The organism is Pseudomonas sp. L5B5 (assembly GCF_020520285.1).
Lineage (GTDB): Bacteria > Pseudomonadota > Gammaproteobacteria > Pseudomonadales > Pseudomonadaceae > Aquipseudomonas.
Window position 1 is genome coordinate 1,517,798 of sequence record NZ_CP084742.1, and the last position, 22,751, is coordinate 1,540,548.

At 66.4% G+C, this 22,751-nt stretch carries 21 protein-coding genes; 5 read left to right on the forward strand and 16 right to left on the reverse strand.

Annotation, left to right across the window (positions count from 1 at the left end; all coding sequences use genetic code 11):
* The first annotated feature begins 8 nt into the window (after positions 1–8).
* Positions 9–1,415, forward strand: coding sequence for an FAD-binding oxidoreductase (locus tag LGQ10_RS06785; RefSeq protein ID WP_226525054.1), 1,407 nt, complete (start codon positions 9–11; stop codon positions 1,413–1,415).
* A gap of 11 nt (positions 1,416–1,426) precedes the next feature.
* On the opposite strand, the gene LGQ10_RS06790 is transcribed toward LGQ10_RS06785, so the two are convergent.
* On the reverse strand, positions 1,427–1,792 hold the full coding sequence (locus LGQ10_RS06790; RefSeq protein ID WP_226525055.1) for a hypothetical protein: 366 nt from the start codon (positions 1,790–1,792) through the stop codon (positions 1,427–1,429).
* A 56-nt stretch (positions 1,793–1,848) separates the two neighbouring features.
* Here LGQ10_RS06790 and LGQ10_RS06795 point away from each other — a divergent pair, with 56 nt between their 5' ends.
* Positions 1,849–2,343 (forward strand): hypothetical protein, encoded by a 495-nt coding sequence (locus tag LGQ10_RS06795; protein ID WP_226525056.1) that lies wholly within the window; start codon positions 1,849–1,851, stop codon positions 2,341–2,343.
* Positions 2,344–2,628: 285 nt separating this feature from the next.
* Here the strand turns inward: LGQ10_RS06795 and LGQ10_RS06800 are convergent, their stop codons facing one another.
* Genes LGQ10_RS06800 through LGQ10_RS06810 form a run of 3 tightly spaced genes read right to left on the reverse strand, consistent with a single transcriptional unit; the run spans position 2,629 to position 6,851 of the window.
* Positions 2,629–3,714, reverse strand: a complete 1,086-nt coding sequence (locus LGQ10_RS06800) for a lipocalin-like domain-containing protein (RefSeq protein ID WP_226525057.1) — start codon at positions 3,712–3,714, stop codon at positions 2,629–2,631.
* A complete protein-coding gene (locus LGQ10_RS06805; protein WP_226525058.1) occupies positions 3,704–6,181 on the reverse strand; it encodes an ABC transporter permease in 2,478 nt (825 codons plus the stop codon). The genes LGQ10_RS06800 and LGQ10_RS06805 overlap by 11 nt, the downstream gene beginning before the upstream one ends.
* Position 6,182: 1 nt before the next feature.
* Complete coding sequence (locus LGQ10_RS06810) at positions 6,183–6,851, reverse strand: ABC transporter ATP-binding protein (protein ID WP_226525059.1); 669 nt, start codon at positions 6,849–6,851, stop codon at positions 6,183–6,185.
* Positions 6,852–7,034: 183 nt separating this feature from the next.
* On the opposite strand from LGQ10_RS06810, the gene LGQ10_RS06815 reads away from it, so the two are divergent.
* Positions 7,035–7,583: a YniB family protein gene (locus LGQ10_RS06815; RefSeq protein ID WP_058434829.1), complete on the forward strand. Its 549-nt coding sequence runs from the start codon at positions 7,035–7,037 to the stop codon at positions 7,581–7,583.
* On the opposite strand, the gene LGQ10_RS06820 is transcribed toward LGQ10_RS06815, so the two are convergent.
* The 9 genes from LGQ10_RS06820 to pedF all read right to left on the reverse strand — a co-directional run bounded on the left by LGQ10_RS06820 (position 7,557) and on the right by pedF (position 17,064).
* Positions 7,557–8,408, reverse strand: coding sequence for a VanW family protein (locus tag LGQ10_RS06820; RefSeq protein ID WP_226525060.1), 852 nt, complete (start codon positions 8,406–8,408; stop codon positions 7,557–7,559). The genes LGQ10_RS06815 and LGQ10_RS06820 overlap by 27 nt on opposite strands.
* Before the next feature lie 94 nt (positions 8,409–8,502).
* The gene (locus LGQ10_RS06825; RefSeq protein WP_226525061.1) at positions 8,503–10,242 is read right to left on the reverse strand and encodes a NahK/ErcS family hybrid sensor histidine kinase/response regulator; all 1,740 of its coding nucleotides are present in this window, start codon (positions 10,240–10,242) and stop codon (positions 8,503–8,505) included.
* On the reverse strand, positions 10,226–11,389 hold the full coding sequence (gene ercA / locus LGQ10_RS06830; protein WP_058434832.1) for an alcohol dehydrogenase-like regulatory protein ErcA: 1,164 nt from the start codon (positions 11,387–11,389) through the stop codon (positions 10,226–10,228). The genes LGQ10_RS06825 and ercA overlap by 17 nt, the downstream gene beginning before the upstream one ends.
* Positions 11,390–11,616: 227 nt before the next feature.
* Positions 11,617–12,531: a pyrroloquinoline quinone biosynthesis protein PqqB gene (gene pqqB / locus LGQ10_RS06835; RefSeq protein ID WP_058434833.1), complete on the reverse strand. Its 915-nt coding sequence runs from the start codon at positions 12,529–12,531 to the stop codon at positions 11,617–11,619.
* Between the two features lie 62 nt (positions 12,532–12,593).
* On the reverse strand, positions 12,594–12,665 hold the full coding sequence (pqqA, locus tag LGQ10_RS06840; RefSeq protein WP_011060521.1) for a pyrroloquinoline quinone precursor peptide PqqA: 72 nt from the start codon (positions 12,663–12,665) through the stop codon (positions 12,594–12,596).
* 339 nt (positions 12,666–13,004) lie between these two features.
* Positions 13,005–14,525, reverse strand: coding sequence for an aldehyde dehydrogenase family protein (locus tag LGQ10_RS06845; protein ID WP_226525062.1), 1,521 nt, complete (start codon positions 14,523–14,525; stop codon positions 13,005–13,007).
* A 347-nt stretch (positions 14,526–14,872) separates the two neighbouring features.
* Positions 14,873–15,820: a quinoprotein relay system zinc metallohydrolase 1 gene (locus LGQ10_RS06850; protein ID WP_226525063.1), complete on the reverse strand. Its 948-nt coding sequence runs from the start codon at positions 15,818–15,820 to the stop codon at positions 14,873–14,875.
* A 15-nt stretch (positions 15,821–15,835) separates the two neighbouring features.
* Positions 15,836–16,600 (reverse strand): quinoprotein dehydrogenase-associated SoxYZ-like carrier, encoded by a 765-nt coding sequence (locus tag LGQ10_RS06855; protein ID WP_226525064.1) that lies wholly within the window; start codon positions 16,598–16,600, stop codon positions 15,836–15,838.
* A 5-nt stretch (positions 16,601–16,605) separates the two neighbouring features.
* The gene (pedF, locus tag LGQ10_RS06860) at positions 16,606–17,064 is read right to left on the reverse strand and encodes a cytochrome c-550 PedF (RefSeq protein WP_058436170.1); all 459 of its coding nucleotides are present in this window, start codon (positions 17,062–17,064) and stop codon (positions 16,606–16,608) included.
* A 298-nt stretch (positions 17,065–17,362) separates the two neighbouring features.
* Between pedF and exaA the strand changes: the two genes are divergently transcribed.
* A complete protein-coding gene (exaA, locus tag LGQ10_RS06865) occupies positions 17,363–19,210 on the forward strand; it encodes a quinoprotein ethanol dehydrogenase (protein ID WP_413247610.1) in 1,848 nt (615 codons plus the stop codon).
* A 67-nt stretch (positions 19,211–19,277) separates the two neighbouring features.
* A complete protein-coding gene (locus LGQ10_RS06870; protein ID WP_226525066.1) occupies positions 19,278–19,937 on the forward strand; it encodes a pentapeptide repeat-containing protein in 660 nt (219 codons plus the stop codon).
* Between the two features lie 276 nt (positions 19,938–20,213).
* Here LGQ10_RS06870 and LGQ10_RS06875 read toward each other — a convergent pair whose 3' ends face one another.
* From LGQ10_RS06875 to LGQ10_RS06885, 3 genes are all read right to left on the reverse strand, one after another.
* Positions 20,214–20,468 carry a hypothetical protein gene (locus tag LGQ10_RS06875; protein WP_226525067.1) on the reverse strand — a complete coding sequence of 85 codons (255 nt, stop codon included), beginning with the start codon at positions 20,466–20,468 and terminating at the stop codon, positions 20,214–20,216.
* 383 nt (positions 20,469–20,851) lie between these two features.
* Positions 20,852–21,490: a response regulator transcription factor gene (locus tag LGQ10_RS06880; protein ID WP_058434445.1), complete on the reverse strand. Its 639-nt coding sequence runs from the start codon at positions 21,488–21,490 to the stop codon at positions 20,852–20,854.
* Positions 21,490–22,749, reverse strand: a complete 1,260-nt coding sequence (locus tag LGQ10_RS06885; RefSeq protein ID WP_058434444.1) for a sensor histidine kinase — start codon at positions 22,747–22,749, stop codon at positions 21,490–21,492. The genes LGQ10_RS06880 and LGQ10_RS06885 overlap by 1 nt, the downstream gene beginning before the upstream one ends.
* Positions 22,750–22,751: the final 2 nt, after the last annotated feature.

Genomic DNA, 22,751 nt, shown 5'->3' on the forward strand with positions numbered 1-22,751 from the left:
TTGTCCAGATGAAGATCACCACCGGCCTGTTGCTCTGCGCGACCCTGTGCCTGGCTTCGGCCAGCCAGGGCGCGCAAACCGTCAACGACATCACCCAGCTCAATCCCATCGTGGTGGACCAGTTGGTGCAGCCCACTCGCCTGGAGCAGATCGTCGAGCAGGTGGCCAGCCACCCCGGGCCTATCGCCATTGGCGGCGGCCGCTACAGCATGGGCGGCCAGACTGCCACCGAGCACGCACTGCAGATCGACATGCGGCGCTTCGACCAGATCCTCGCCTTCTCCCGCGAGCGCAAGGAGATCACGGTCCAGCCCGGCATCACCTGGCGCGCCGTGCAGGCCTTCATCGACCCTTACGACCTGTCCGTGAGCATCATGCAGAGCTACGCCAACTTCACCGTCGGTGGAGCCCTGAGCGTCAATGCCCATGGCCGCTACATCGGCTACGGGCCGCTGGTGAGCTCGGTGAAGTCGATCAAGCTGGTGCTGGCCGACGGCCAGGTGATGGAGGCCAGCCCGCAGCACAACGCCGAGCTGTTCTACGGCGCCATCGGCGGCTACGGCGGGCTGGGGGTGATTGTCGAAGCCACCTTGCAATTGAGCGACAACGTGCGTCTGTTGCGCACCTTCCAGGAGATGCCCCTGGAGCGCTACAACGACTACTTCTTCCAGCGCATCGCCAACGATCCCAAGGTGATCCTGCACAACGCGGTGCTTTATCCCAACCAGTACCAGCACCTGCGTGCGGTGTCCTACAGCCAGACCGAACTGCCGGTGACCGTCAAGGAACGCCTGACGCCCCTGGACCGCAATTACTGGAAGGAACGCCGGGCGATGAAGGTGGTGAGCCAGTGGCCCATGGGCAAGTCGATCCGCGAAGACGTGATCGACCCGCTGGTGTTCAAGCACCAGCAGGTGGTCTGGCGCAACTACGAGGCCAGCCTCGACGTGCGCGAGCTGGAACCGGCGTCACGGGCCAGGCACACCTATGTGCTGCAGGAGTACTTCGTGCCCCCGGCGCAGTTGCAGGGTTTCGTCGAGGACATGGGCGAGACACTGCGCAAGCACAAGGTCAATGTGATCAACCTGTCGATCCGCCATGCCAAGGCCGACCCCGGCACGCTGCTGGCCTGGGCCCGGACCGAGGTGTTCGCCCTGGTGCTGTACTACCAGCAGGACACCCGCCCTGCAGCACGCGACGAGGTGCAGCAATGGACCCGATCCCTGGTGGACAGCGCCATCAGGCATGGCGGCAGCTACTACCTGCCCTACCAGATCCTGGCCACGCCGCAGCAGTTCCACGCCGCCTACCCTCGGGCCAACGAGTTCTTCGCCCTCAAGGCGAAGGTCGATCCGCAGAACAAGTTCCGCAACAAGCTGTGGGACGCCTACGCCCCGCAAGCCCCGGCCCGATAACCGCCGGGGCGCTAGCGCGCAATGGATTTCTCCGAGGCCAGGACCTTGCGCTGTTGCAGGTAGATCACCGCGTCGCCATCGAAGGCCAGCACCTTGTCGGCGGTCAGCGGGCCGCCGTCGCCATCCACGTACCTGATCCAGCCCTCATCCCACAGGTCGCCGCTGGCATGGCGCACCTGGACGAAGAACAGCGGTGGCTCGGCGCGAGTGATCTCGACGTAGTAGCCGCCATCGACGCCACCCTGCCACTGCGCCCCGGGGTGACTGGCAAGCACCATGGGCGGCGTCGGGGCAAAATCGACCTTGGCCAGCACCAGGCCAAGCAGCACCAGCGCCAGCACTCCAACCAACATCAGGAAACGTTGCAACCAGATCAATCCCGGATCTCCTATAGCGTCCATGGCCCCCGTGGGCACGGCAGAGGCGCATTCTGTTGAACAGGCCGCGCTTGCGCAATGAAAACCCTCGCTGCCCTTGCCAGCCGCGCCCGGCTGCGGCAGCCTTGCCGCCAGCCACCTACCTGTCCCTGGAAATCCTGACCATGCGCATCACCCTGACGGCCCTGCACCCGGACATGCCCGACGGCCCATGGGTCGGCTTCCGCTGCGCCCTCGGCGAGGGTCGCGGCCGGTGGTCGGGCCCGGTCCCGGAGCTTTTCAGCGTGCACGAGGTAGAGATCGGCCTGGAAGACCTGTTCCAGTGTGGTCGCAACCTGCATCCCCACTCGCCCCCCTCACCCGGCCTGGGTTGGGGCTCCGATGGTCTGCAGGTCAGCGGGCAGTTGCTGCAAGTGGATGATGACGGCGGCGCGGCCCTCGCCGTCGGCCAGTCCATCGTCCTGCTGTGGGTGCAGGGCGATCCCGGGGAGTGTCCACGCTGGGTAAAGGTCCATGCCCGCGATGTCGTCCTGCACCCGGTCACGCTCTGAGCGCCACGCACACGCGTGCACAACGAGAGTCGCAGGGGATCAAGACAGGAAGAAGCGCAGAAACATGCTCGCAGAACGCGATAGGAGGGGGTGTTCGCCCAGTGCTCTGGCCTTGGCAATCCTTGCACCGGTAAAGAGCCCTTGCACCGGGCGAACGATACGCATTCTAGTGCAACTGCTCGGGAATGTCCGAGGACTGATTCTGAATAAAACTGAATTAGAGAAATGCCTTAAGCCCGCCGGGAAATTTTCCTACAGGACATAGCCCCAGGCCTCCCCTCCCCCTCAATAGCCCGTCATTTCCAGATAACCCCGGCCACCATGGCTGCCACTGAAATCAATCGGTCCCTCCCAATAGGGAACGCTCAGGTCCATCCAGGATTGGGGATTGAGCGCCCGAGCCTGGATATCCAGGCCCTTGCCGGGGATTTCCAGGCGCCAGGCGGTGGGCACCCGGCGCCCCGCCACCTCCGAGTACTCTTGTGGGCTCAAGCGGATCGACTGCCCGTCCAGGCTCTGGGTGCGCCCGTCGGCGCCAATCCAGGTTCCGGTGACATAGGGCGTGCCGGCCTCCTCGCGCACCCGGAACACCATCAACCGCTCGCCGCCGTCCAGGTGCAGGGAAAACCAGTCCCAGCCGCTCTGCCCGGCCGCCAGGGGCTGGCTGCTCCATTCCCGGTCGAGCCAGGCCGGGCCGCTGACCTGGTAGCGCTGGCCATCGATCTTGAGCTCGCCCGAGGCCTGGAAGAACGGCTGGCTGTAGTAGTAGGACGCCTGGCCCTGGTTGGACTTGCGGCTGTAGCCGCCCTGCCCCTGGAGCACCAGCGGGCCGTTGCCGGACAGCTGCAGGCGATAGGCGAACCCCGGTCCATGGGCCTGCACCTGCATCCGCGCCAGGGGATCGCCGGCCTGTGCCAGGCTGCTCAGGCTCCAGTCGTCGATCCACGCCTGGAACGGCTGGAGGGTCACGCCGGCCTGGCCGACTCCGCCCCGGGCGAAACGCTCGGCGGCATGATGGCTGAGGGCAGAAGTTGCCCCTGCATGCCCCAGCCACACCAGCGGCGCACCCCAGCCGGGCTGTTCCGGCTCGGCGCGCAAGGCGCTGCGAAACAGCGTCCACTGCACGCCGAAGCGCCGGCCATGGGTGTCTTGCAAGTCCGCCGTGAGGTACCACCACTCGATGCGAAAACCGTCATGGGCACCGTGATCGACCGGAAAGCTGAAGGTCCGCCCCGGCACCACCGCGGTGAAGGCCGCCGCCTCGTCGCCCAGCCCGGCGAAACCCCGGGGCGCCTCGGCGGGTGGCTCGCAACCGGCCAGCAGCGACAACAGCAGCCCCGCCAAGGCCTTGTGCAACCTCTCAATCTTCATGGGCAAAAGTCCTCAGCAGGTCTGCAGGTTGCGCCCGGTACAGCTGCAGCAACGGCCAGGCCGAGGCCAAAAGGGTCGCCAGCATGGCCAGCCCCAGCAGTTGCAGGAGCTGGCCAGGGAACACCCGCAATGGCAGGCGCCAGCCGAAAGCCTGGACATTGATCACCGTGTCCAGGCACCAGGCCAGGAGAATGCCCAGGGGCAGCGCCAGGACCAGCGTCAGCAAGGCCAGCAGCCAGGTCTGGCCCAGGTTGAGCAGCATCAGTTGGCGTCGTCCCACACCCAGGGCCCAAAGGGGCGCCAACTGCCCCAGGCGCCCCTGGCTCTGGGTCAGCAGGCTGATGAACAAGGCCACGGCGGACACCCCCAGGGTCAGGCTGTTGAGGGCCGCCGTGGCGGCAAAGGTGCGTTCGAAGACCTGCTGCGACCAGCCCTTGAGGCGGGCCTGGTCGACAATCTGGCTGTCGTCCAGTTGCCAGCGTTGTTGCAGGGCCTGGGCCAGCGGGCCGAGAGTGCCCGGCTCCAGGCGCAGGTTGAAGCGGTTGGGCGCCAGCTGCGGCCAGTGCTGGCGCAGGTGAGCGGCGTTCACCAGCAGGTGGCCCCTGGGGTTGCCATAGTCGGCGTAAATCCCCGCCACCCGGGGCACCCATTGCCCGCCGGGCACCGGCAGTTCGAGGCGATCCCCTGGGCGCAGGTGCAGGCGTCGGGCCAGTTGCTCGCTGAGCATCAGGCTGTCCTGGCTGGCCAACTGATCCCAGGCCCGCTCGCCGTCGGTTTCCAGCAATGGCCAGTGCTGGCGATAGGACGGGTGATCGATCACCCCATACAGGTCTGCCGGCCAGCCCTGGATCTGCAACGGCACCTGCCACACCGGCAGGCTGGCCAGCACGGCGGGCTGCTGCGCCAGCCAGTCCTGCAACTGCAAGGCCTGCTCCGGGTTCCGGGGATTGATGTACAGATCGGCGCTCAGGCGCTGTTCCAGCCAGTCCCCGAAGGTCTGGCGGAAGCCTGCCGTCATGCTGCCAGCACCGACGTTCGCCGCCAGGGCCAGCAGCAACGCCATCAGGGCCAGGCTCAGGGCCGGCAGCTGCTGGCGGCAATCGGCCAGGAACCAGGCCCCCAGTGCCCCACGCGAGCGCCCGAGCACCGTCCCCAGCACCCCATCGAGCACCACCGGCAAGCCGAGGGCCGCCGCCAGCAACAGCGCTGCCATCAGCACAAATCCACTGGCCAGGCTATTGCCCCAGTACCAGGCCGCCAGGGCCAGCAATGCCGCGAGAATCGCCACCCGCCCCTGGCGCCGCAGCCAGCGAGCATGGGCCTGGTGCCAGGCCTGGGGGTTGGCCAGGGCCAGCAGCGGCAGGCGCGCGGCCCGCAACAGGCTGGCGGCGCCGGCCAGCAGGGCCCCCGCCAGGCTCAGCCCGATGCCGCTGAACCACCACCCCGGGCTCAGGCTCAGTTGCCCCGGCACCTGGGCGCCATACAGGCCGCGCAGGCTGGCGGCCACGTCGGGCAGCAAGACCCCGGCCAGCAGGTAGCCACTGACCACCCCCGCCACACCGCCCAACAGCGCCAGGCCCCCCAGCTCGACGCACAGGCAGCCGATCAACAGCCGCGCGCTGACTCCGCAGGCGCGCAAGGTGCGCAACAGGCCGCGTCGTTGCTCCAGGGCCAGACCGATGGCGGCATGGACGATGAACAAGCCGACCACGAAGGACAGGAAGCCCAGGGCATCCAGGTTCAGGTGAAAGCTCTCGGTCAGGCGCGCCAGATCGCCCTCGGCCTCGCCCTGGCGCAACACCAACTGCCCGGCCAGGGCCGCGGGCAAGGCCGGCGCCCGGGCGGCGAAGTCCCTGGGCAGCAGCAGGCGGCTGAGCTGGCCCGGCTGGTGAAGCAGCGACTGGGCAAAACCTATGTCCATCAGCAGCAGCCCCGGGGCCATGTCGGCCCGTACCTGCAAGGGTGGCAGGCGCTGGCCATCGCGGGTCCTGGGTTGCTCGCCTGCGTGGTAGCCAAGGCTGGCCAGGGTCTGCGGCGCCACCCAGGTGCGGCCCGGGGGGCTGAAGAACTCGGCGACCTGGCGCAGGTCCAGGACCTGCCCGGCGATGGAGGAACCGCCGGGCAGCGATACCGGCTCGATCCCCATCAGTTGCAGCGGCAAGGCTTGCGCCTCCAGCTGCACCCGCCCCTGGAGCACCGTCGATACCGGCCAGCCAGCCCGGCGCAGGTCGACAAACCACTGCTGGGGGAAAGCGCTGCCACTGGCGGTGACCAGGCTGGCCTGGGGCTCACCGCCGATCAAGCGGCTGGCCCGGGCATAGCTGTCGCGGGCCTGGGTATTGAGGGCGAGCACGCCGGTCAGCAGGCTGGTAGCCAGCCACAGCCCGGTCAACACGCTGAAGAACTGCACCGGGTGCTGGCGCCAGTGGCTCAGCAGCGCCCACAGCGCCGTGCCGAAGACCCGCACCTCAGGCCCCGTCCGTGGCGGCCAGGCGCCCGCGCTGCAGGACCACGGTACGTTGCAGGCGACTGGCGACCCGTTGGCTGTGGGTGACCATCAACAAGCTGGTCGGACTGTCCGCCAGCAGCTCCAGCAACAGTTGCAGGACCTCGTCGCTGGTGGCTTCGTCGAGGCTGCCGGTAGGTTCATCGGCCAGCAGCAAGGACGGCCTGGCAGCCAGCGCACGGCCCAGGGCCACCCGTTGCTGCTGGCCGCCGGAGAGCTGTTCCGGGTAGCGCCGCAGCAGCTCACCCAGGCCCAGGCGCGCCACCAGGTGGGCTTGCCAGAGCGGATCGAAACGCCCGGCCAGGCGCGCCTGGAACCCCAGGTTGTCCTCGACCCGCAGGCTGCTGATCAGGTTGAACTGTTGGAACACCAGGCCCACCTCGGTGCGTCGCCAGTTGGCCAGTTGCGCCTCGCTCATCCGCTCCAGGTGCTGCTGGCCGATGCGAATGCTGCCGCGATCGAGCTTGTCCAGCCCTGCCACCAGGTGCAGCAGGGTGCTCTTGCCACTGCCGGACTCGCCCATCAGCGCCAGGCTGCTGCCCTGCTCCAGGTGCAGATCGACGCCCTGCAGCACCGCCAGCGGCCCCTGGGGCGTGGCGTAGCTCTTGAACACTCCTTGTACGTGCAGCATGGGCCGGCTCGTCCGATCTGTGAGGCGTTCAAGAATAACCCGTGTCGCCTGGCAGGCCAGCGCAAACCTTCGCAACCCCGGGCAGGCAGCACCCGCGCGAGCGCCGAACGAGCATCGGCCCCTATCGTCCAGACCCCGCGGAATATAGTATTGCCCCCCTTTTGCTCATTGCAGGACGCACCCATGACCTACACCAGGGCCCAATTGAAATACCGGCTGTTCATCGCCGCAGGTGCACTGCTGTTTGCCGGTGCCTTGATCTCGACCTTTTTCTCGACCCTGAAAATGCTCCACTGGCGCCTGGACAGCTACACCACCATGGCGCGTACCATCAACCGCCCGATCGAGCAGTTCACTGTCATGGTCTGGGAGAACACCCGGCCCCTGAATTGGTTCTGGGACAACAGCCCGACCCCCGACTTCATCCGCCTGAGCAACTCGGTGCACTGGAAGTTCCTGCTGATCTACCTGCTGATCTTCATCGGCGCCGCCCTGTTCGCCTCGGGCCGTGCACTGATGCGCAAGGTCGAGGAAGTCGAACCGCTGATCCAGGCCCAGCTCCAGGCTCCGGTCGAGGAAGGCGTGCCCGCCAAGACCCTGCAACAGCTGGAGGATTCGACCCCGGTGGGCGACGCGCCATCGTTCTTCAGCCAGACCCGTCTGTTGTGCGTCTGGCCCCTGGGCGGCGCGGCGGCCTACCTGGCCCTACTGTGGATGCTGGGCATCCTCTGAACCTGGTGCCGGCTGCTCGAACAGCGCCTCGGCCACCGGATACTTGACCACCACCCGGTTGCGATACAGGCATTCCTGGCGCACCAGTTCCGGGTTCTGGCCCTTGGTGCGGATGTCGCGCCAGATCTGGTTCTCGCGGTACACCCGGCCACCCTCGCGAACGAAGCGGTGGGCTCGCTGATAGACGTGATAACGATAGTCGCGCGGCTGTTCGCAGAGCAGCTCGCCTTCGAGCTGGTGCTCACCGACCCGCAGCTTGAGCTGGAAGGCATGGGGCCCCGGGTTGTGCAGCACCAGGTCGATGTAGTTGTAGAAGATCGCCGCGCCGGAACCGAAAGGCAGCACCCGGCCCTCGTCGGGGAACGGGTCGAAGCTGTGGTTGGCGCGCTCCACCACCTGCAACGGCGAGTGGATCGCCATCCAGTGGATCAGGTTGCTCAACTGGCAGATGCCGCCGCCGATGCCGCTGCGGGCCTCACCGAACGACAGCTCCATGCCCTCGACGAACCCACGCTCGCGGCTCGGCCGGCCCACCAGCTGGCAGAAGGAAAAATACTCCCCCGGACCGATGCGCACGCCATCGATGCAGGCCACCGCCAGCCTGAGGTTGATCACCTTGTTGTGTTGCAAGGCCAGGTCGCTGTCGCCCAGGGTGCGAATCAACTTGGAGGTGTGCTTGATGTAGCGCCAAGGCAAGCGCGGGCTAGCGGCTGCGGGGCGGGCATAACGCCGGCCGGAAAAACGCCAGGCCAGGCTGCGCGCCAGGCGTTTCTGGCGCACGCGCAACCAGTACAGCAAAGGGTGATACGAGGACAGCGGTTTCATCGAGGGTCATGGGCCAGCCAAGGGCCGGCTTCGTCCTTGAAAAAAAGAGCGGCATCTTAGCCGCAAGCCCGAATCATCACTAGCCACCCACCGCCTAGGCAGCGCTCGGCCCCAGCAGTTGGCTCAACGCGGCCCGCAACTTGCCCGGTTTCAGCGGTTTGTTGAGCAGCGGCGCCCCCAGTTGCTGCAGGGCCAGACGGCACTGGTCGCTGCGGTCGGCGGTGATGATCACCGCCGGCAACGGCAGGCCGAAGTGCTCGCGCAACTGGCGCACCACCTCGCACCCCGTCACCCCGTGATCCAGGTGGAAGTCGGCCAGGATCAGCTCCGGCGCCCGACCTTGCAGCGCTTCCAGGGCCGCGGCCCGGTCGGTGGCGGTGACGACCTGGCACCCCCACTGCCCCAGCAGCGCAGCCATGCTTTCCAGGATGCTCGTTTCATTGTCCAGCACCAGCAGCCGGCGGCCGGGCAGCGGGTTGCCGGCGCTCGGCTGCGCCACCTGCTGGCTGATGGGCAGTGGCACGCGGGTGGCCAGCGGCACCTCGATGCTGAACCGCGAACCACGGCCCGGGCGCGAATGCACCTTGACCCGGTAGCCGAGGATACGGGCAATGCGCTCGACGATCGCCAGTCCCAGGCCCACCCCCTTGCGATCGGCGGCCCGTCCCACATCCAGCTGGTTGAACTCGAGGAAAATCGATTCCAGGCGTTCGGCGGCAATCCCCCGGCCGGTGTCCCAGATCTCCAGCCGCAACTGCTCGCCTCGGCGGCGCGCCGCCAGCAGGATGCTGCCGTGCTCGGTGTAGCGGCAGGCGTTGCTCAACAGGTTGCGCAGGATCCGCGTCAGCAGCCGCAGGTCGGTGAACAGCGCGTAGTCCCCCAGGCGCACCCGCAACTCCAGGCCTGCCGCCTCGGCCACCGACTGGAACTCGGAAACCAGCGGCGCGAGGATTTCGTCCAGGCGATAGACAGCCGGGTCCGGCTTGACCGCAGCCTGGTCCAGGCGGGAAATGTCCAGCAGGTCGGTGAGCAGGTCCTCGGCGCCCTCCAGGGCCTGGTGGGTGCGTTCCACCAGCAGTTGCTCGGCGCTGGGCAACTGGCGTTCACGCAAGGTGGAGATCAGCAGGCGCGCGGCATTCAAGGGTTGCAGCAGGTCATGACTGGCGGCGGCCAGGTACTTGTCCTTGCTGCGGTTGGCGGCCTCGGCGGCATCCCGAGCCTCTCGCGCTTCGCGCTCACTGCGCTCGCGTCGCTGGATCTGCTGGTGCAGCTCGCGGTTGGCGTCCAGCAGTTCGTCGGTGCGCGCGGCCACCCGTTGCTCCAGCTGGTCGTTGAGCTGTTCCAGGCGTTGCTGGGCCAGCTTGCGTTCGGTGATGTCGGCGACGAAGCCTTCCACCAGCCCTTGCTCGTCAGGCTTGAGCAGCAGGTTCATCAACACGTCGATGCTGCTGCCGTCCTTGCGCCGAAGTTGGGTCTCGTAGCCCAGCAGGCTGCGCTCGCGCTGCAGCTGCTCGCCGATGGCCTCCAGCTCCCGGGCTCCGCCGACGAACAGGTTGCCGGCCAGGTCGGCCAGGGAAAACAGCACTTCCTGGGGGTCCTGGTAACCCAGCATGCGCGCCAGGGCCGGATTGGCGGCGCGCATGCCGGCCTGCAGGCTGGCCTGGAAGATCCCGTGCACCGCATGTTCGAACAGCCACTTGTAGCGGTTGCGCTCGGTTTCCAGGTCTTCCAGGCGCGCCGCCAGCTCCGGGTAGTGGCTCTTGCGCGCCGAGTGATTGCCCAGGCCCAGCAGCCCGGCCAGGGCCCGTTGCTGTTCGTCAGAGGGCCTCGCCATAGACCACCTCGACATCACGCTGGCTGGATTCGCGAGGGTTGGTAAGGATGCACGGATCGTCCATCGCATGGCGCGACAGGAACGGAATATCGCTGCTGCTGACCCCATGCAGGCCCAGGGTCTCGTGGAAACCGATGGCCTGCTTGAGCGCGATCAGGTGGTCCACCAGGCGCCGGCAGATCTGTGGCTGGCTCAGCCCACGGCAATCGATGCCGAAGGTCTCGGCGATCACCTTGAAACGCTCCGGCGCCGAGTTGTAGTTGAAGGCCACCACGTGCTCGACCAGCACCGCGTTGCACAGCCCGTGAGGCAGGTCGAGGAAGCCACCCAGGCTGTGGGACATGGCATGCACCGCACCGAGGATCGCATTGGAAAACGCCAGCCCGGCCTGCATGCTGCCGAGCATGATCTTCTCGCGCAGGGCGATGTCCTGAGGGTTGGCGATCATCTGCACCAGGTTGCCGTTGATCAGGCGCATGGCCTCCAGGGCATGGGGATCGGTCAGTGGCCCGTGGCCGGTGGAGACGAACGCCTCGATGGCATGCACCAGGGCATCGATGCCGGTACAGGCAGAAAGGAACGGGTCCATGCCTTGGGTGGTTTGCGGATCGATCAGCGACACATCGGGAACCACCGCCTTGCTGACGATGGAGAACTTCATCCGCTCCTGCTGGTTGGAAATGATCACGAACTGCGAGACATCCGCCGAGGTCCCGGCGGTGGTGGGAATCATGATCAGTGGCGGGCTGGGCATGCGGAGCATGTCCACCCCTTCGAACTCCAGGATGCTGCGCCCGTGGGCCACCACGATGCCGATGCCCTTGCCGCAGTCCATGGGGCTGCCGCCACCGACGGCGACGATCACGTCACAGGCGTTTTCCCGGTAGACCTCGGCGCCCAACATCACCTCCTCCACCCGCGGATTGGGCGACACCGCGCTGTACAGGCAGTGCTCCACGCCCTGGGCCTGGAGGCTGGCCTGGACATCGGCGACCCAGCCGGCGGCGATCACCCCGGGGTCGCTGACCACCAGGACCTTGCGCGCACCGAAGGTCTTCGCATAGTTGCCGACGTTATGCCGGCAGCCGGCGCCAAAGATGATTTCCGGGGAGACGAACTTGCGCAGCAGACTGAGATTCTGGCCCATGGCAAAAGCCTGTTTTCTTATTGTTCTGGAAAGAACGCCAGCCTAAAGCATCGCCGGGCGAATGCAATCCGACCATCGTGTACCCCGCCTCGTCGGTTTGCGTAGCCGCTGCCGCAGGCTGCGCACGGCTCGGTACGAGCCGCAGAACCTGGCACCGTGGTCCGCCTGATGTACCACGCGTTACGGGCGCTGCGCACCCGGTCGCAGCCTCGCAGGCTCGGCAGCGGCTACAGGTGCAGGTCCATGCCGTCGTGGGCCACTTCGATGCCACGGCGCAGCAATTGGGCATGCTCGGCGGAGTCCTCGTCGAGGATCGGGTTGGTGTTGTTGATGTGGATCAGCACCTTGCGCGCCCGTGGAAAGGCCTCCAGCACCTCGAGCATGCCGCCTGGGCCACTCTGCGCCAGGTGACCCATCTCGCTGCCAAGCTTGTCGCCGACTCCGCACTGGCGCATTTCGTCATCGCGCCACAGGGTGCCGTCCACCAGCAGGCAGTCGGCGCGGCCCATCCACTCCAGCAAGGCCTGGTCCACCTGCCCCAGGCCCGGCGCGTAGAACAGGCTGGCACCACTGCGCCGGTCCTCGACGAACAGGCCGATGTTGTCCCCCGGATGGGGGTTGCCGCGATGGGGCGAATACGGCGGCGCACTGCTGCGCAGGACAATGGCCCGCAACAGCAGGTCCGGGCAGGCCGGCACGCTGAAGGTACGGCCATCGAGGTGGATCGGCTGCCAGGCCAGGCCGCCGTTCCAATGGCTGAGCATGTTGAACAGGGGAAAACCGCTGCACAGGTCCTGGTGCACCATCTCCGTACACCAGACCAGGTGCGGGCAGCCCTCGCGCAGGCTGAGCAGGCCGGTGCAGTGATCGATCTGGCTGTCCAGCAGGATCACCCCGGCCAACGCCGAGTCCCGCAGTTGCCGTGCCGGTTGCAAGGGCGGAAAAGACGCCAGTTGCACGCGGATATCCGGCGAGGCGTTGCACAGGATCCAGTCCACGCCGTTGTCGCTCAGGGCGATGGACGATTGCGTTCGGGGCCGGGCTCGCAGGCTGGCATTGCGCACGCCGGCGCAGTTGCGGCAATTGCAGTTCCACTGCGGAAAACCGCCGCCCGCCGCAGAACCGAGAATGCGGATATGCATGGTGTGCTCCTGAAGACTGCAAGGACCCCGACCGGCACCAGCACCGGCCGGGGCGGGACGGCTCAGCGGTTGGCGAAGTACATGGTCACTTCGAAGCCGATACGCAGGTCGGTGTACGCGGGTTTATGCCACATGGGGTCAAGCCTCTTGTCATGCCGGGGGATTCCGGTAGAGGCATTAATGCACGCTGGCCGGCAGGACCGAATGCTACTTTGGCACCGGTTGGCAGGGTGCCTTGGTAGGGCTTCGTGTAGCCGCTGCCGCAGGCTGCGCACGGCTCGGCACGAGCCGCCATGGCGTTGAACCTGGCGTATGGCGTTGCCCGGTTCTGCGGGCGCTGCGCACCCGATCGCAGCCTCGCCAGCTCGGCAGCGGCTACAGGACGGGCAAAAAAAGGCGCGGGCCCACCCAAGGCACCGCGCCGTGGCAAAAGATACCGGGCAGCACCCAACTGCCCGGCGCCCACCCATCGATCAGAAGAAGCCCAATGGATTGATGTCGTAGCTCACCAGCAGGTTCTTGGTCTGCTGGTAGTGGTCGAGCATCATCTTGTGGGTCTCGCGGCCCACGCCGGATTTCTTGTAGCCACCGAACGCGGCGTGCGCCGGGTACAGGTGGTAGCAGTTGGTCCACACACGGCCGGCCTTGATCGCCCGGCCCATGCGGTAGGCGCGGTTGATGTCGCGGGTCCACAGCCCGGCCCCGAGGCCGAACTCGCTGTCGTTGGCAATCGCCAGGGCTTCGGCTTCGTCCTTGAAGGTGGTCACTCCCACCACCGGGCCGAAGATTTCTTCCTGGAACACGCGCATCTGGTTGTGTCCCTTGAGCAGGGTCGGCTGGATGTAATAACCACTGGCAAGGTCGCCCTCCAGAGGCTCGACAGCACCGCCGGCGAGCAGCTCGGCGCCCTCCTCCTGGGCAATCTGCAAGTAGGAGAGGATCTTCTCGTATTGCTGCTGGGACGCCTGGGCACCGACCATGGTCTCGGTGTCCAGCGGGTCGCCGCGCTTGATCTGCTTGATCTTCTTCAACACCTCGGCCATGAACGGCTCGTAGATCGACTCCTGCACCAGGGCCCGGGACGGGCAAGTGCAGACTTCGCCCTGGTTGAAGAACGCCAGCACCAGGCCTTCGGCGGCCTTTTCGATGAACTTGGGCTCGGCCTGCAGGATGTCTTCGAAGAAGATGTTCGGCGACTTGCCACCCAGCTCCACGGTGGACGGGATGATGTTCTCGGCAGCGCATTTCATGATGTGCGAGCCCACCGGGGTCGAGCCGGTGAAGGCGATCTTGGCGATGCGCTTGCTGGTGGCCAGGGCCTCGCCGGCTTCGCGGCCAAAGCCCTGGACGATGTTCAGCACCCCGGCCGGCAGCAGGTCGGCCACCAGCTCGGCGAAGATCATGATCGACAGCGGAGTCTGCTCGGCGGGCTTGAGCACCACGCAGTTGCCGGCGGCGAGGGCCGGGGCCAGCTTCCAGGCGGCCATCAGCAGCGGGAAGTTCCACGGGATGATCTGCCCCACCACCCCCAGCGGCTCATGGAAGTGGTAGGCGGTGGTCAGTTCGTTGATCTGCGCGGCGCCACCTTCCTGGGCACGGATGCAGCCGGCGAAATAACGGAAGTGGTCGGCGGCCAGGGGCACGTCGGCATGGAGGGTCTCGCGTACCGCCTTGCCGTTGTCCCAGGTCTCACTGACCGCCAGCAGCTCCAGGTTCTGCTCGATGCGATCGGCGATCTTCAGCAGGATCAGCGAGCGCTCCTGGACACTGGTCTTGCCCCAGGCGTCGGCGGCGGCATGGGCCGCGTCCAGGGCCTTGTCGATGTCGGCGGCAGTGGAGCGCGGGAATTCGGCGATCACCTGGCCATTGACCGGCGAAGTGTTGATGAAGTACTGGCCGGCCACCGGCGGCACGAACTGGCCACCGATGAAATTGCCGTAGCGCGGCTTGAAGGACACGATGGCGCCTGGGGTTCCGGGTTGTGCGTAGATCATGCTGGGCCTCTGCGGGTCGATGCCTGTCCCACGACAGGCGATGGCTCGATGGTAGAGAGCCCCGGGGCACTGACGAATGCATCGTTGGCAGGAGGGAGACTCGTCATTTGGTAGTAGGGCCGCAGAGTGCCAGGAGCTGAGCTGCAAGCTTCAAGTCGGGAGGCTGACCAGACAAATGTGGCGAGGGAGCTTGCTCCCGCTCCGGGGCGCAGCCCCGGCAAGACCTGAGACCACGGTCTGCCTGATGCAACCCGCTAAGCGGATTCTCGTCGGCAAGAATCAGAACATCGACCTCCCCCACGGGAGCAAGCTCCCTCGCCACAAGGGCGGTTCCCGGCGCTGGTGTCTTATGGCGTGTCGACGCGCTGCATGCGCTCGCGCTCATGGCGGGGGTACAGGTGGCTGACACTGCGGATCAGTTCATAGCGGGTCAGGCTGATGGCGGCAAAACGCGCGGGGATCGGCGCGCGGATCAGTTCGGCCATGTCGTCGCCACGAGCAGCGCCGTCGCTCAGCAGCTGGTGCAGCCAGCCCAGGTAGTCGCGCATCTGGGCAAAGGGGACGGCGCTGCTGGCCACCGGGCCGTGGCCGGGCACCACCAGCCGCCAGGGCAAGGCTTGCAGGCGGTCCAGGTCCTTGAGCCAGACCTCAAGCCCCGGGCTGTTGGGGGTGGTCAGGGCGCGCTGGTAGAACACCAGGTCACCGGCGAACAACACCCCGGTGCGCTCGTCGAAAATCGCCAGGTCGGCGCCGGTATGGCCGGCCAGGGCCAGCAACCGCAGGCGGTGTCCGCCGATCTCCAGCACCCCGGGTTCCAGGGTCCGGTTGGGCAGTACCACCTCGGTGCCGCGCATCCAGTCGCCCACCAGCCGGTAGAGGTTCTCGGCCATGGCGTCACCCTGCTGGCGCAGCAGTTCGGTGGTGCCGGCCAGGGCACCGATGGGCACGTCGCTGAAGGCCTGGTTGCCCAGCACATGGTCGGGATGATGGTGGGTCAGCAGCACCTGGATCACCGGCTTGCCGGTGACTCGGGCGATGGCTTCGCGCAAGGCCTGGCCATAACGTTTCGACGGCCCGGTGTCGATCACCAGCACCCCGGCCTCGGTGACGATGAACCCGGTGTTGACGATGTTGCCGCCGTTGTCCCGGGAGAAATTCTCGGTGCCGCCTTCCAGGAGCCAGGTGTCCTCGGCGATCTGCCGGGGCTCGAGGCGGTAGTCCAGCTCGGCCCGGGCCGGCAGGCTCAGGCTCAGGCTCAGGCTCAGGCTCAAACACACTAGCAGTATCCAGCGCATGCTTTGCTCCTGGGCTCAGGGAATGGTCGCTTCGAACTGATTGCCGTTGTTGTCCCGCAGTAGCAGGCGGGTCTGCCCGGGGGCCTGGAGGTCGAACCCCAGGCTGGGGTTTTCGCTGACCGCCGGGTACAGCTCCAGGTGCGCCAGCACGCGATGGTCGGCGTCCAGCAGTTGCGCCTGGTTGAGGAAGAATTCAGGAATGCCGTTGAGCAGGCCGTTGTCCATCGGGTGCGACACCTGCAGGCGCAAGCGGCTGGCGCCGCCCCGGGAATAGCGCGCGCCCAGCACCTGGCCGACGTGCTCTTCCCAGCCGGGCTGGCTGCGCACCACGCTGGGGGCGGTGCAGCCGCCGCCAGCGGCATCGATCAGGGCCGAGCCGACGTGCCACAGGCCATCGCGGGTCAGCACCGCGGCGCGCAGGGGCGTGGCCTGCTCGATGCGGATACGGATCGACAACCAGGGCTGCACCCCCGCGCCGGGGGCGAAATCGACGATCCGCGGCAGCGGGTTGAGCTCGGCCCAGGCGAGGATCTTCACCACTTCGCCGGCAAAGGCCCGGGCGTCGATTTCCAGCGGCACCTGGCGCGCATCCTCGGCGAACGGCGGCGCCAGCAGCTTGACCCGTTCATCGAAGACGAAGGGCGCGTCCGCCAGGATCTGCCGATGGTAGTAGGCCCACATCACCGACGGCACCGGGTCAGGGCCGGGCTCGATGGGGGCCGCCAAGGCCAGTGGCGAACTCAGCAGCAGGCCGCCCAGGTACAGCACCCAGAGGCGCATGGCCGTCACTCCTCGACGTGCACGCTGTCGAGGTAGCTGCGCACCGCCCACAAGGCTTCCTGGCTCAGGTAATCGGCCATCTTCGGCATGTACACCCGGCCATCGCGCACCGCGCCGTGGCGTACCCGTTCGACGAACCATTCGTCCCCGGCGTCGCCGGCATCGAGCATGCGCAGGTCCGGGGCGATCCCTCCGGACTTGGCTTCCAGGCCATGGCAGGCGGCGCAGTTCTGGTTGTAGGCCGAGGCGCCGATTTCCACCGCCTTGGCCCGCTCGGGGCTGGCCCGGTAGGGGTTGACCGCGGCCCAGCCGTCGCCGTCCAGGGTCACCCCGGCGTCCTTGACCGGGGTCAGGCCCTTGGTTTCCACCGCCTGGGGCACTACGTTGCCGTGGGCCCATGCACCGCTGTTCAACAGGCCGGCCAGCAGCCCGGCGGCCAGCCAGGCGTTGTGTTTTCTTATCATTGTCATGCCCTCAAGATTGCACGCGAGGCCTCTCGACAGAGGCCGTGGCGCCATCTTAGAAACAGCCTCCCGGGCAGCCGTATGCTGCTTTGGTGGCCGGGCCTTACTCCCTTGGTAGTAGGGCTTGTGGTGCGGTTCTAAATCAGGTGCCGGCTGGGAATTTTTCCCGGCAAGCGCGGGACTTTTTCCGTATCTCCAGGCCACGCCCCGGCACACCCTAGTCAGGCCAAAACCTCCACTGGGAACTGCCACCATGAGAATAAGAACGCTACCCACCCTTTCCCCGCTGACCCTGGCCATGCAGGCCTTTTTGCTCGCTGGCAGCCTGTCCCTGAGCGCCGGCGCCAGTGCCGCCACCACAGCCGCACCGAGCACCCGCAACGTTACCTGGGAAGACATCGCCAACGACCACCTGACCACCAAGGACGTGCTGCAGTACGGCATGGGCACCAACGCCCAGCGCTGGAGCCCGCTGGCCCAGGTCAACGACCAGAACGTGTTCAAGCTGACCCCCGCCTGGTCCTATTCCTTCGGCGACGAGAAGCAGCGCGGCCAGGAATCCCAGGCCATCGTCAGCGACGGCGTGGTCTACGTCACCGGCTCCTACTCGCGGGTGTTCGCCCTCGACGCCAAGACCGGCAAACGCCTGTGGACCTACAACCACCGCCTGCCGGACAACATTCGCCCGTGCTGCGACGTGGTCAACCGTGGCGCGGCGATCTACGGCGACAAGATCTACTTCGGCACCCTCGACGCCCGGGTCATCGCCCTGGACAAGAACACCGGCAAGGTGGTGTGGAACAAGAAGTTCGGCGACCACAGCGCCGGCTACACCATGACCGGCGCCCCGGTGCTGATCAAGGACAAGACCAGCGGCAAGGTGCTGCTGATCCACGGCAGCTCCGGCGATGAATTCGGCGTGGTCGGCCAGCTGTTCGCCCGCGACCCGGACACCGGTGAAGAGGTGTGGATGCGGCCCTTCGTCGAAGGCCACATGGGCCGCCTGAACGGCAAGGACAGCACCCCCACCGGCGACGTCAAGGCGCCGTCCTGGCCCGACGACAAGACCACCGAGACCGGCAAGGTCGAGGCCTGGAGCCATGGCGGCGGCGCCCCTTGGCAGAGCGCCAGCTTTGACCCTGAGACCAACACCATCATCGTCGGCGCCGGCAACCCCGGCCCCTGGAACACCTGGGCGCGCACCGCCAAGGACGGCAACCCCCACGACTACGACAGCCTGTACACCTCGGGCCAGGTCGGCGTCGACCCGAGCACCGGCGAAGTGAAATGGTTCTACCAGCACACCCCGAACGATGCCTGGGACTTCTCCGGCAACAACGAGCTGGTGCTGTTCGACTACAAGGGCAAGGACGGCAAGGTGGTCAAGGCCACCGGCCACGCCGACCGCAACGGTTTCTTCTACGTGGTGGACCGCAACAACGGCAAATTGCAGAACGCCTTCCCCTTCGTCGACAACATCACCTGGGCCAGCCACATCGACCTGAAGACCGGGCGCCCGGTGGAAAACCCCGGCCAGCGTCCGGCCAAGCCGCTGCCCGGTGAAACCAAGGGCAAGCCGGTGGAAGTCTCGCCGCCGTTCCTGGGCGGCAAGAACTGGAACCCCATGGCCTACAGCCAGGACACCGGTCTGTTCTACATCCCTGGCAACCAGTGGAAGGAGGAGTACTGGACCGAGGAAGTGAACTACAAGAAAGGCTCGGCCTACCTGGGGATGGGCTTTCGAATCAAGCGCATGTACGACGACCACGTCGGCACCCTGCGGGCCATGGACCCCGCCACCGGCAAGCTGGTCTGGGAGCACAAGGAACAGCTGCCGCTGTGGGCCGGGGTCTTGGCCACCAAGGGCAACCTGGTGTTCACCGGCACCGGCGACGGTTTCTTCAAGGCCTTCGACGCCAAGACCGGCAAGGAGCTGTGGAAATTCCAGACCGGCAGCGGCATCGTCTCGCCGCCCATCACCTGGGAGCAGGATGGCGAGCAGTACATCGGCGTGACCGTGGGTTACGGCGGCGCCGTGCCGCTATGGGGCGGTGACATGGCCGAGTTGACCAAGCCGGTGGCCCAGGGCGGCTCGTTCTGGGTATTCAAGATACCCAGCTGGGACAGCAAGACCGCCCAGCGCTGATCGACCTGTGGCGAGGGAGCTTGCTCCCTCGCCACACCCGCCTTCACTGCTTCCGGAGAACCGCCCCATGAACTACCTGCCCCTTGCTCTACTGCTGACCCTCTCCCCCGCCTTCGCAATGAACGTCGACGACGACGGCAACGACGTACCGCTGACCGTCAACGGCTGCGTGATTGCCGAATCCAGCCAGTGCCCCGGGGCCAACCTGCGGGGCGCCAACCTGGCCAACCAGGACCTGCGCAAGATGAACCTGGCCGGCGCCGATCTGCGCGATGCAGACCTGCGTCACGCCCAACTGGACCTGGCCAACCTGGAAAAAGCCCGCCTGCAAGGCGCCAACCTGACCCGCGCCAGCCTGCAGCAAAGCAACCTGCGGTTGGCGGACTTTACCGACGCCAAGCTGGTGGCGATCCAGGGCTGGGGCCTGTTTGCCCAGGGCGCGCAGTTCGCCAACGCCAACCTCAACGGCGCCTACCTGCAATTTGCCCGCTTGTCCGGGGCCAAGCTGCACCAGGCCAACCTGCAAGCGGCGGACCTGGAGATGACCTGGTTGAGCAAGGCGGATCTGCAGGGGGCTGACCTGAGTGATGCCAATCTGCAGGAAGCGAAGTTTGGCGAGAGCAATCTGCAGGGGGCCGATCTGCGCGGGGCGCGGCAGCATTATGGGAACTTTCAGGATGCCAATATGGAGGGGTGCATGGGGTGTCCTCGGACGTGGGATAAGTAGGGGGTGAGTGCGTATCCGGTGTGGCGGTAGCGGCCACTTGTGGCTGAGGGATTGAGTACATATCCGTTGCTGCGGTTACGGCGGCTGGCGGTTTCGCTCTTACAGCGACTCACTTTTGAAGAGCGCAAAAGTAAGCAAAACGCTTCTGCCCCTCCACTCGGTGCCTCGCCTAGGCTCGGCATGCCCTCACTCCGGCATTGATCCGTGGGCCGCCGCCACAGGCCATCCATGGCCTGTGGGCGGCTAACCCGGCATCCCTGCCGGGTTACCCACGGCTCAATGCCTGCGTTCGGCCATCGTGTCTAAGGGGGCAGGCAGATCAAGATCAAAATCTGACGGCGGCCTGCGGCCGGCCTGAAGATGCGGCCGTGTGTACCGCCACGTAGGAGCTGGCTTGCCAGCGAAGGCGTCGGCCCAGGCGATGCATGACTTAACGGCCTCTTCGCCGGCAAGCCGGCTCCTGCGAAGAGCGCGTAAACGCGCTTGGCTTTTGCTTTTGCTTTTGATCTGGATCTTGATCTTGATCTTCAAGCCCCTTCCCAGCAGGCCGAGCGCAGGCGTTGCGTAGGGGGCAGCTCGGCAAGGATGCCGAGCTAGCCGCCCCAGGCCATGGATGGCCTGTGGCGGCGTGCCCCCGGAGCAATGCCGGAGCGAGGGCACCCCGAGCCTAGGCGAGGGGCCGTATGGAGGGGCAAGACCTTTTGGTTCCTTTTGTGTCGACTGACAAAAGGGACTCGCCGTAAGGGCGAAACCCTAAGTGGCCATGACCGCAGCAATGGATATGTACTCAACCCCTCGCCGTAAAGACGAAACCATAAGCCGCCATGACCGCAGCAACGGATATGTACTCAGTCTCTCAGCCACAAGCGGCCGTTACCGCAGAAATGGATAGGTACCCCCCCAAAAAAACAAACTCACCCCGCCACCCTGACCACCCCCATATCAATCCCCAAATGCACCAACTCCCCATGGGAACTGACCTGCAACTTGCTCTTGAGCAGAGTCAGGTGGTTGGACACGGTCTTGGCGCTGATGCACAGCTGCTCGGCAATCAGTCGCGCCGGAGTGCCCCGGGCCAGCATCACAAAGATCTCCAGCTCACGCTGGGTCATGCTCTGCAAGCGCGGGTCGCTGGCGTTCGCCTGGGGGGTGCAGGCCAGTTGGGTGGCCAAGGGTTGCTCGATGTACGCATGCCCGGCCAGCACCCGGTGCACCGCCTCGATCAGCACCTGGGGCGCCGAGTTCTTGGTCAGGTAGCCCGAGGCTCCTGCCTCCAGGGCCTGGCGCACCAGCGGCAGTTCGTCGTGCATGCTGAAAAACAGCACCCGCAACTGCGGCAAACGCTGGCGCAAGCGCCGAGTCGTCTCCAAACCGCTGATACCCGGCAAGGCAAAATCCATGATCACCAGTTGCGGCACGTCTTCCAGCACCCGGGCCAGGGCTTCTTCACCATTGGCTGCTTCACGCACCTGCATGGTCGGCAACACCGCCTGCAACAGGCTGGCGTAACCCTGACGGACCACCGCGTGGTCATCCACCAACAAGATATTCATCAGGCCTCCAGGGGAATATTCAGAGCCAGCGCCCAGCCGGCGCCGGGGCAGTTGATGATGCGCAGTTCACCGCCCAGGCTGCGGGCCCTTTCGGCCATGGAGTGCAGGCCGACACCCGCACGCCGGACCTGGGGTGCACCGCGACCGTTATCGCGGATCAGCAGGCGCAGCCCTGGGCCGCTTCGTTGCAGGCGCACCCGCACCTGACTGGCGCCGGCGTGCCGGGCGACGTTGGTCAGGGCTTCCTGCAACAGGCGATAGAGGTGGGTGTTGCTCGCCCCCGACAATGCCGGCAGGCGCTCGCCAACCCGCAGCCGGCATTCAATCCCCTGGCGCGCTTGCCACTGTTGCACCAGCAACCCCAGGGCTTCGGCCAGGGGCAGATGGCCCAGCACCACCGGGTACAGGTCCTGGACCATGGCGCGAAAACCCTGTTGCAGGTGCTCGCAGTTGAGCTCCAGGGATTGGGCGGTGCTGGCCGCCAGCGCCGGCTGGTCCACCACCAGGCGCAGCAGGCAGGCCTGGGCGCGAATGCCGGCCAGGTACTGGCCAAGGTCGTCGTGCAAGGTCTGCGCCAGGTGGTTGCGCTCTTGCTCCTGCACCGCCAGCAGGGTCTGGGTCAGTTGCTGGTTGTCGCAATGGGCCTGCTCCAGGGCGCTGGCCATGCGGTTGAAATGTTCAGCCAGTTGTCGGGTTTCCGGCAGCGCGCCGCTGCGCAGGCGCACCACCATCTGGCCGTCGGACACCTGGCCCAGAGCACGCAGCACTTCATCGAGCCAGGCCCGGCCACGGCGCACCGCCCAACCGATGCTCAGCAAGCTGAGCAGCAGCGCCAGCGCGCACAGGCCAAACCATTGCTGCAAGGCCTGGCGCACTTCCCCCAGTTCGGCGGCGGCATTCACCGCGATCAGCACGCGCCGGCCATCATTGAGTTGAAGCAGCCGGGCACTGGGTGGGCTGTCACCCAGCAACAGGCGCTCCAGCCAGCCATCGGCAGCAATGATACCGAGCGGCGCCGGGTCTTCATCCGGAGCCAGCCAGTGCACCCGCACATGCCGCAGGCTGCGGGTCAGTTCTGGTTGCAGGCTGGCAGGCTGCCGTTCGGCGCTATCCCCCAGGTACTGCACCAGGGCCTCGGCGGATTGCACTTCGCGCTCCACATCGTCCGCCGCCTGGCGCAGCAACAGCCCGGCACAGGCCAGGGTCAGCAGCGCAAAACAGGCAGTAACCCACAGGTTGATCCGCCACAGGGCCGACATGC

Bases quoted from the DNA above. Each gene is read 5' to 3' on its own strand.
- LGQ10_RS06855 (WP_226525064.1), bottom strand. From the start codon at position 16,600: ATGCGCCTCTGGGTGCTGTACCTGGGCGGCCTGCTGCTGAGTTCGCCA.
- pqqB (WP_058434833.1), bottom strand. From the start codon at position 12,531: ATGCATATCCGCATTCTCGGTTCTGCGGCGGGCGGCGGTTTTCCGCAG.
- exaA (WP_413247610.1), top strand. From the start codon at position 17,363: ATGCAGGCCTTTTTGCTCGCTGGCAGCCTGTCCCTGAGCGCCGGCGCC.
- LGQ10_RS06800 (WP_226525057.1), bottom strand. From the start codon at position 3,714: ATGAAGATTGAGAGGTTGCACAAGGCCTTGGCGGGGCTGCTGTTGTCG.
- LGQ10_RS06820 (WP_226525060.1), bottom strand. From the start codon at position 8,408: ATGAAACCGCTGTCCTCGTATCACCCTTTGCTGTACTGGTTGCGCGTG.
- LGQ10_RS06825 (WP_226525061.1), bottom strand. From the start codon at position 10,242: ATGGCGAGGCCCTCTGACGAACAGCAACGGGCCCTGGCCGGGCTGCTG.
- pedF (WP_058436170.1), bottom strand. From the start codon at position 17,064: ATGATAAGAAAACACAACGCCTGGCTGGCCGCCGGGCTGCTGGCCGGC.
- ercA (WP_058434832.1), bottom strand. From the start codon at position 11,389: ATGGGCCAGAATCTCAGTCTGCTGCGCAAGTTCGTCTCCCCGGAAATC.
- LGQ10_RS06810 (WP_226525059.1), bottom strand. From the start codon at position 6,851: ATGCTGCACGTACAAGGAGTGTTCAAGAGCTACGCCACGCCCCAGGGG.
- LGQ10_RS06785 (WP_226525054.1), top strand. From the start codon at position 9: ATGAAGATCACCACCGGCCTGTTGCTCTGCGCGACCCTGTGCCTGGCT.
- LGQ10_RS06845 (WP_226525062.1), bottom strand. From the start codon at position 14,525: ATGATCTACGCACAACCCGGAACCCCAGGCGCCATCGTGTCCTTCAAG.
- LGQ10_RS06870 (WP_226525066.1), top strand. From the start codon at position 19,278: ATGAACTACCTGCCCCTTGCTCTACTGCTGACCCTCTCCCCCGCCTTC.
- LGQ10_RS06850 (WP_226525063.1), bottom strand. From the start codon at position 15,820: ATGCGCTGGATACTGCTAGTGTGTTTGAGCCTGAGCCTGAGCCTGAGC.
- LGQ10_RS06880 (WP_058434445.1), bottom strand. From the start codon at position 21,490: ATGAATATCTTGTTGGTGGATGACCACGCGGTGGTCCGTCAGGGTTAC.
- LGQ10_RS06815 (WP_058434829.1), top strand. From the start codon at position 7,035: ATGACCTACACCAGGGCCCAATTGAAATACCGGCTGTTCATCGCCGCA.
- LGQ10_RS06885 (WP_058434444.1), bottom strand. From the start codon at position 22,749: ATGTCGGCCCTGTGGCGGATCAACCTGTGGGTTACTGCCTGTTTTGCG.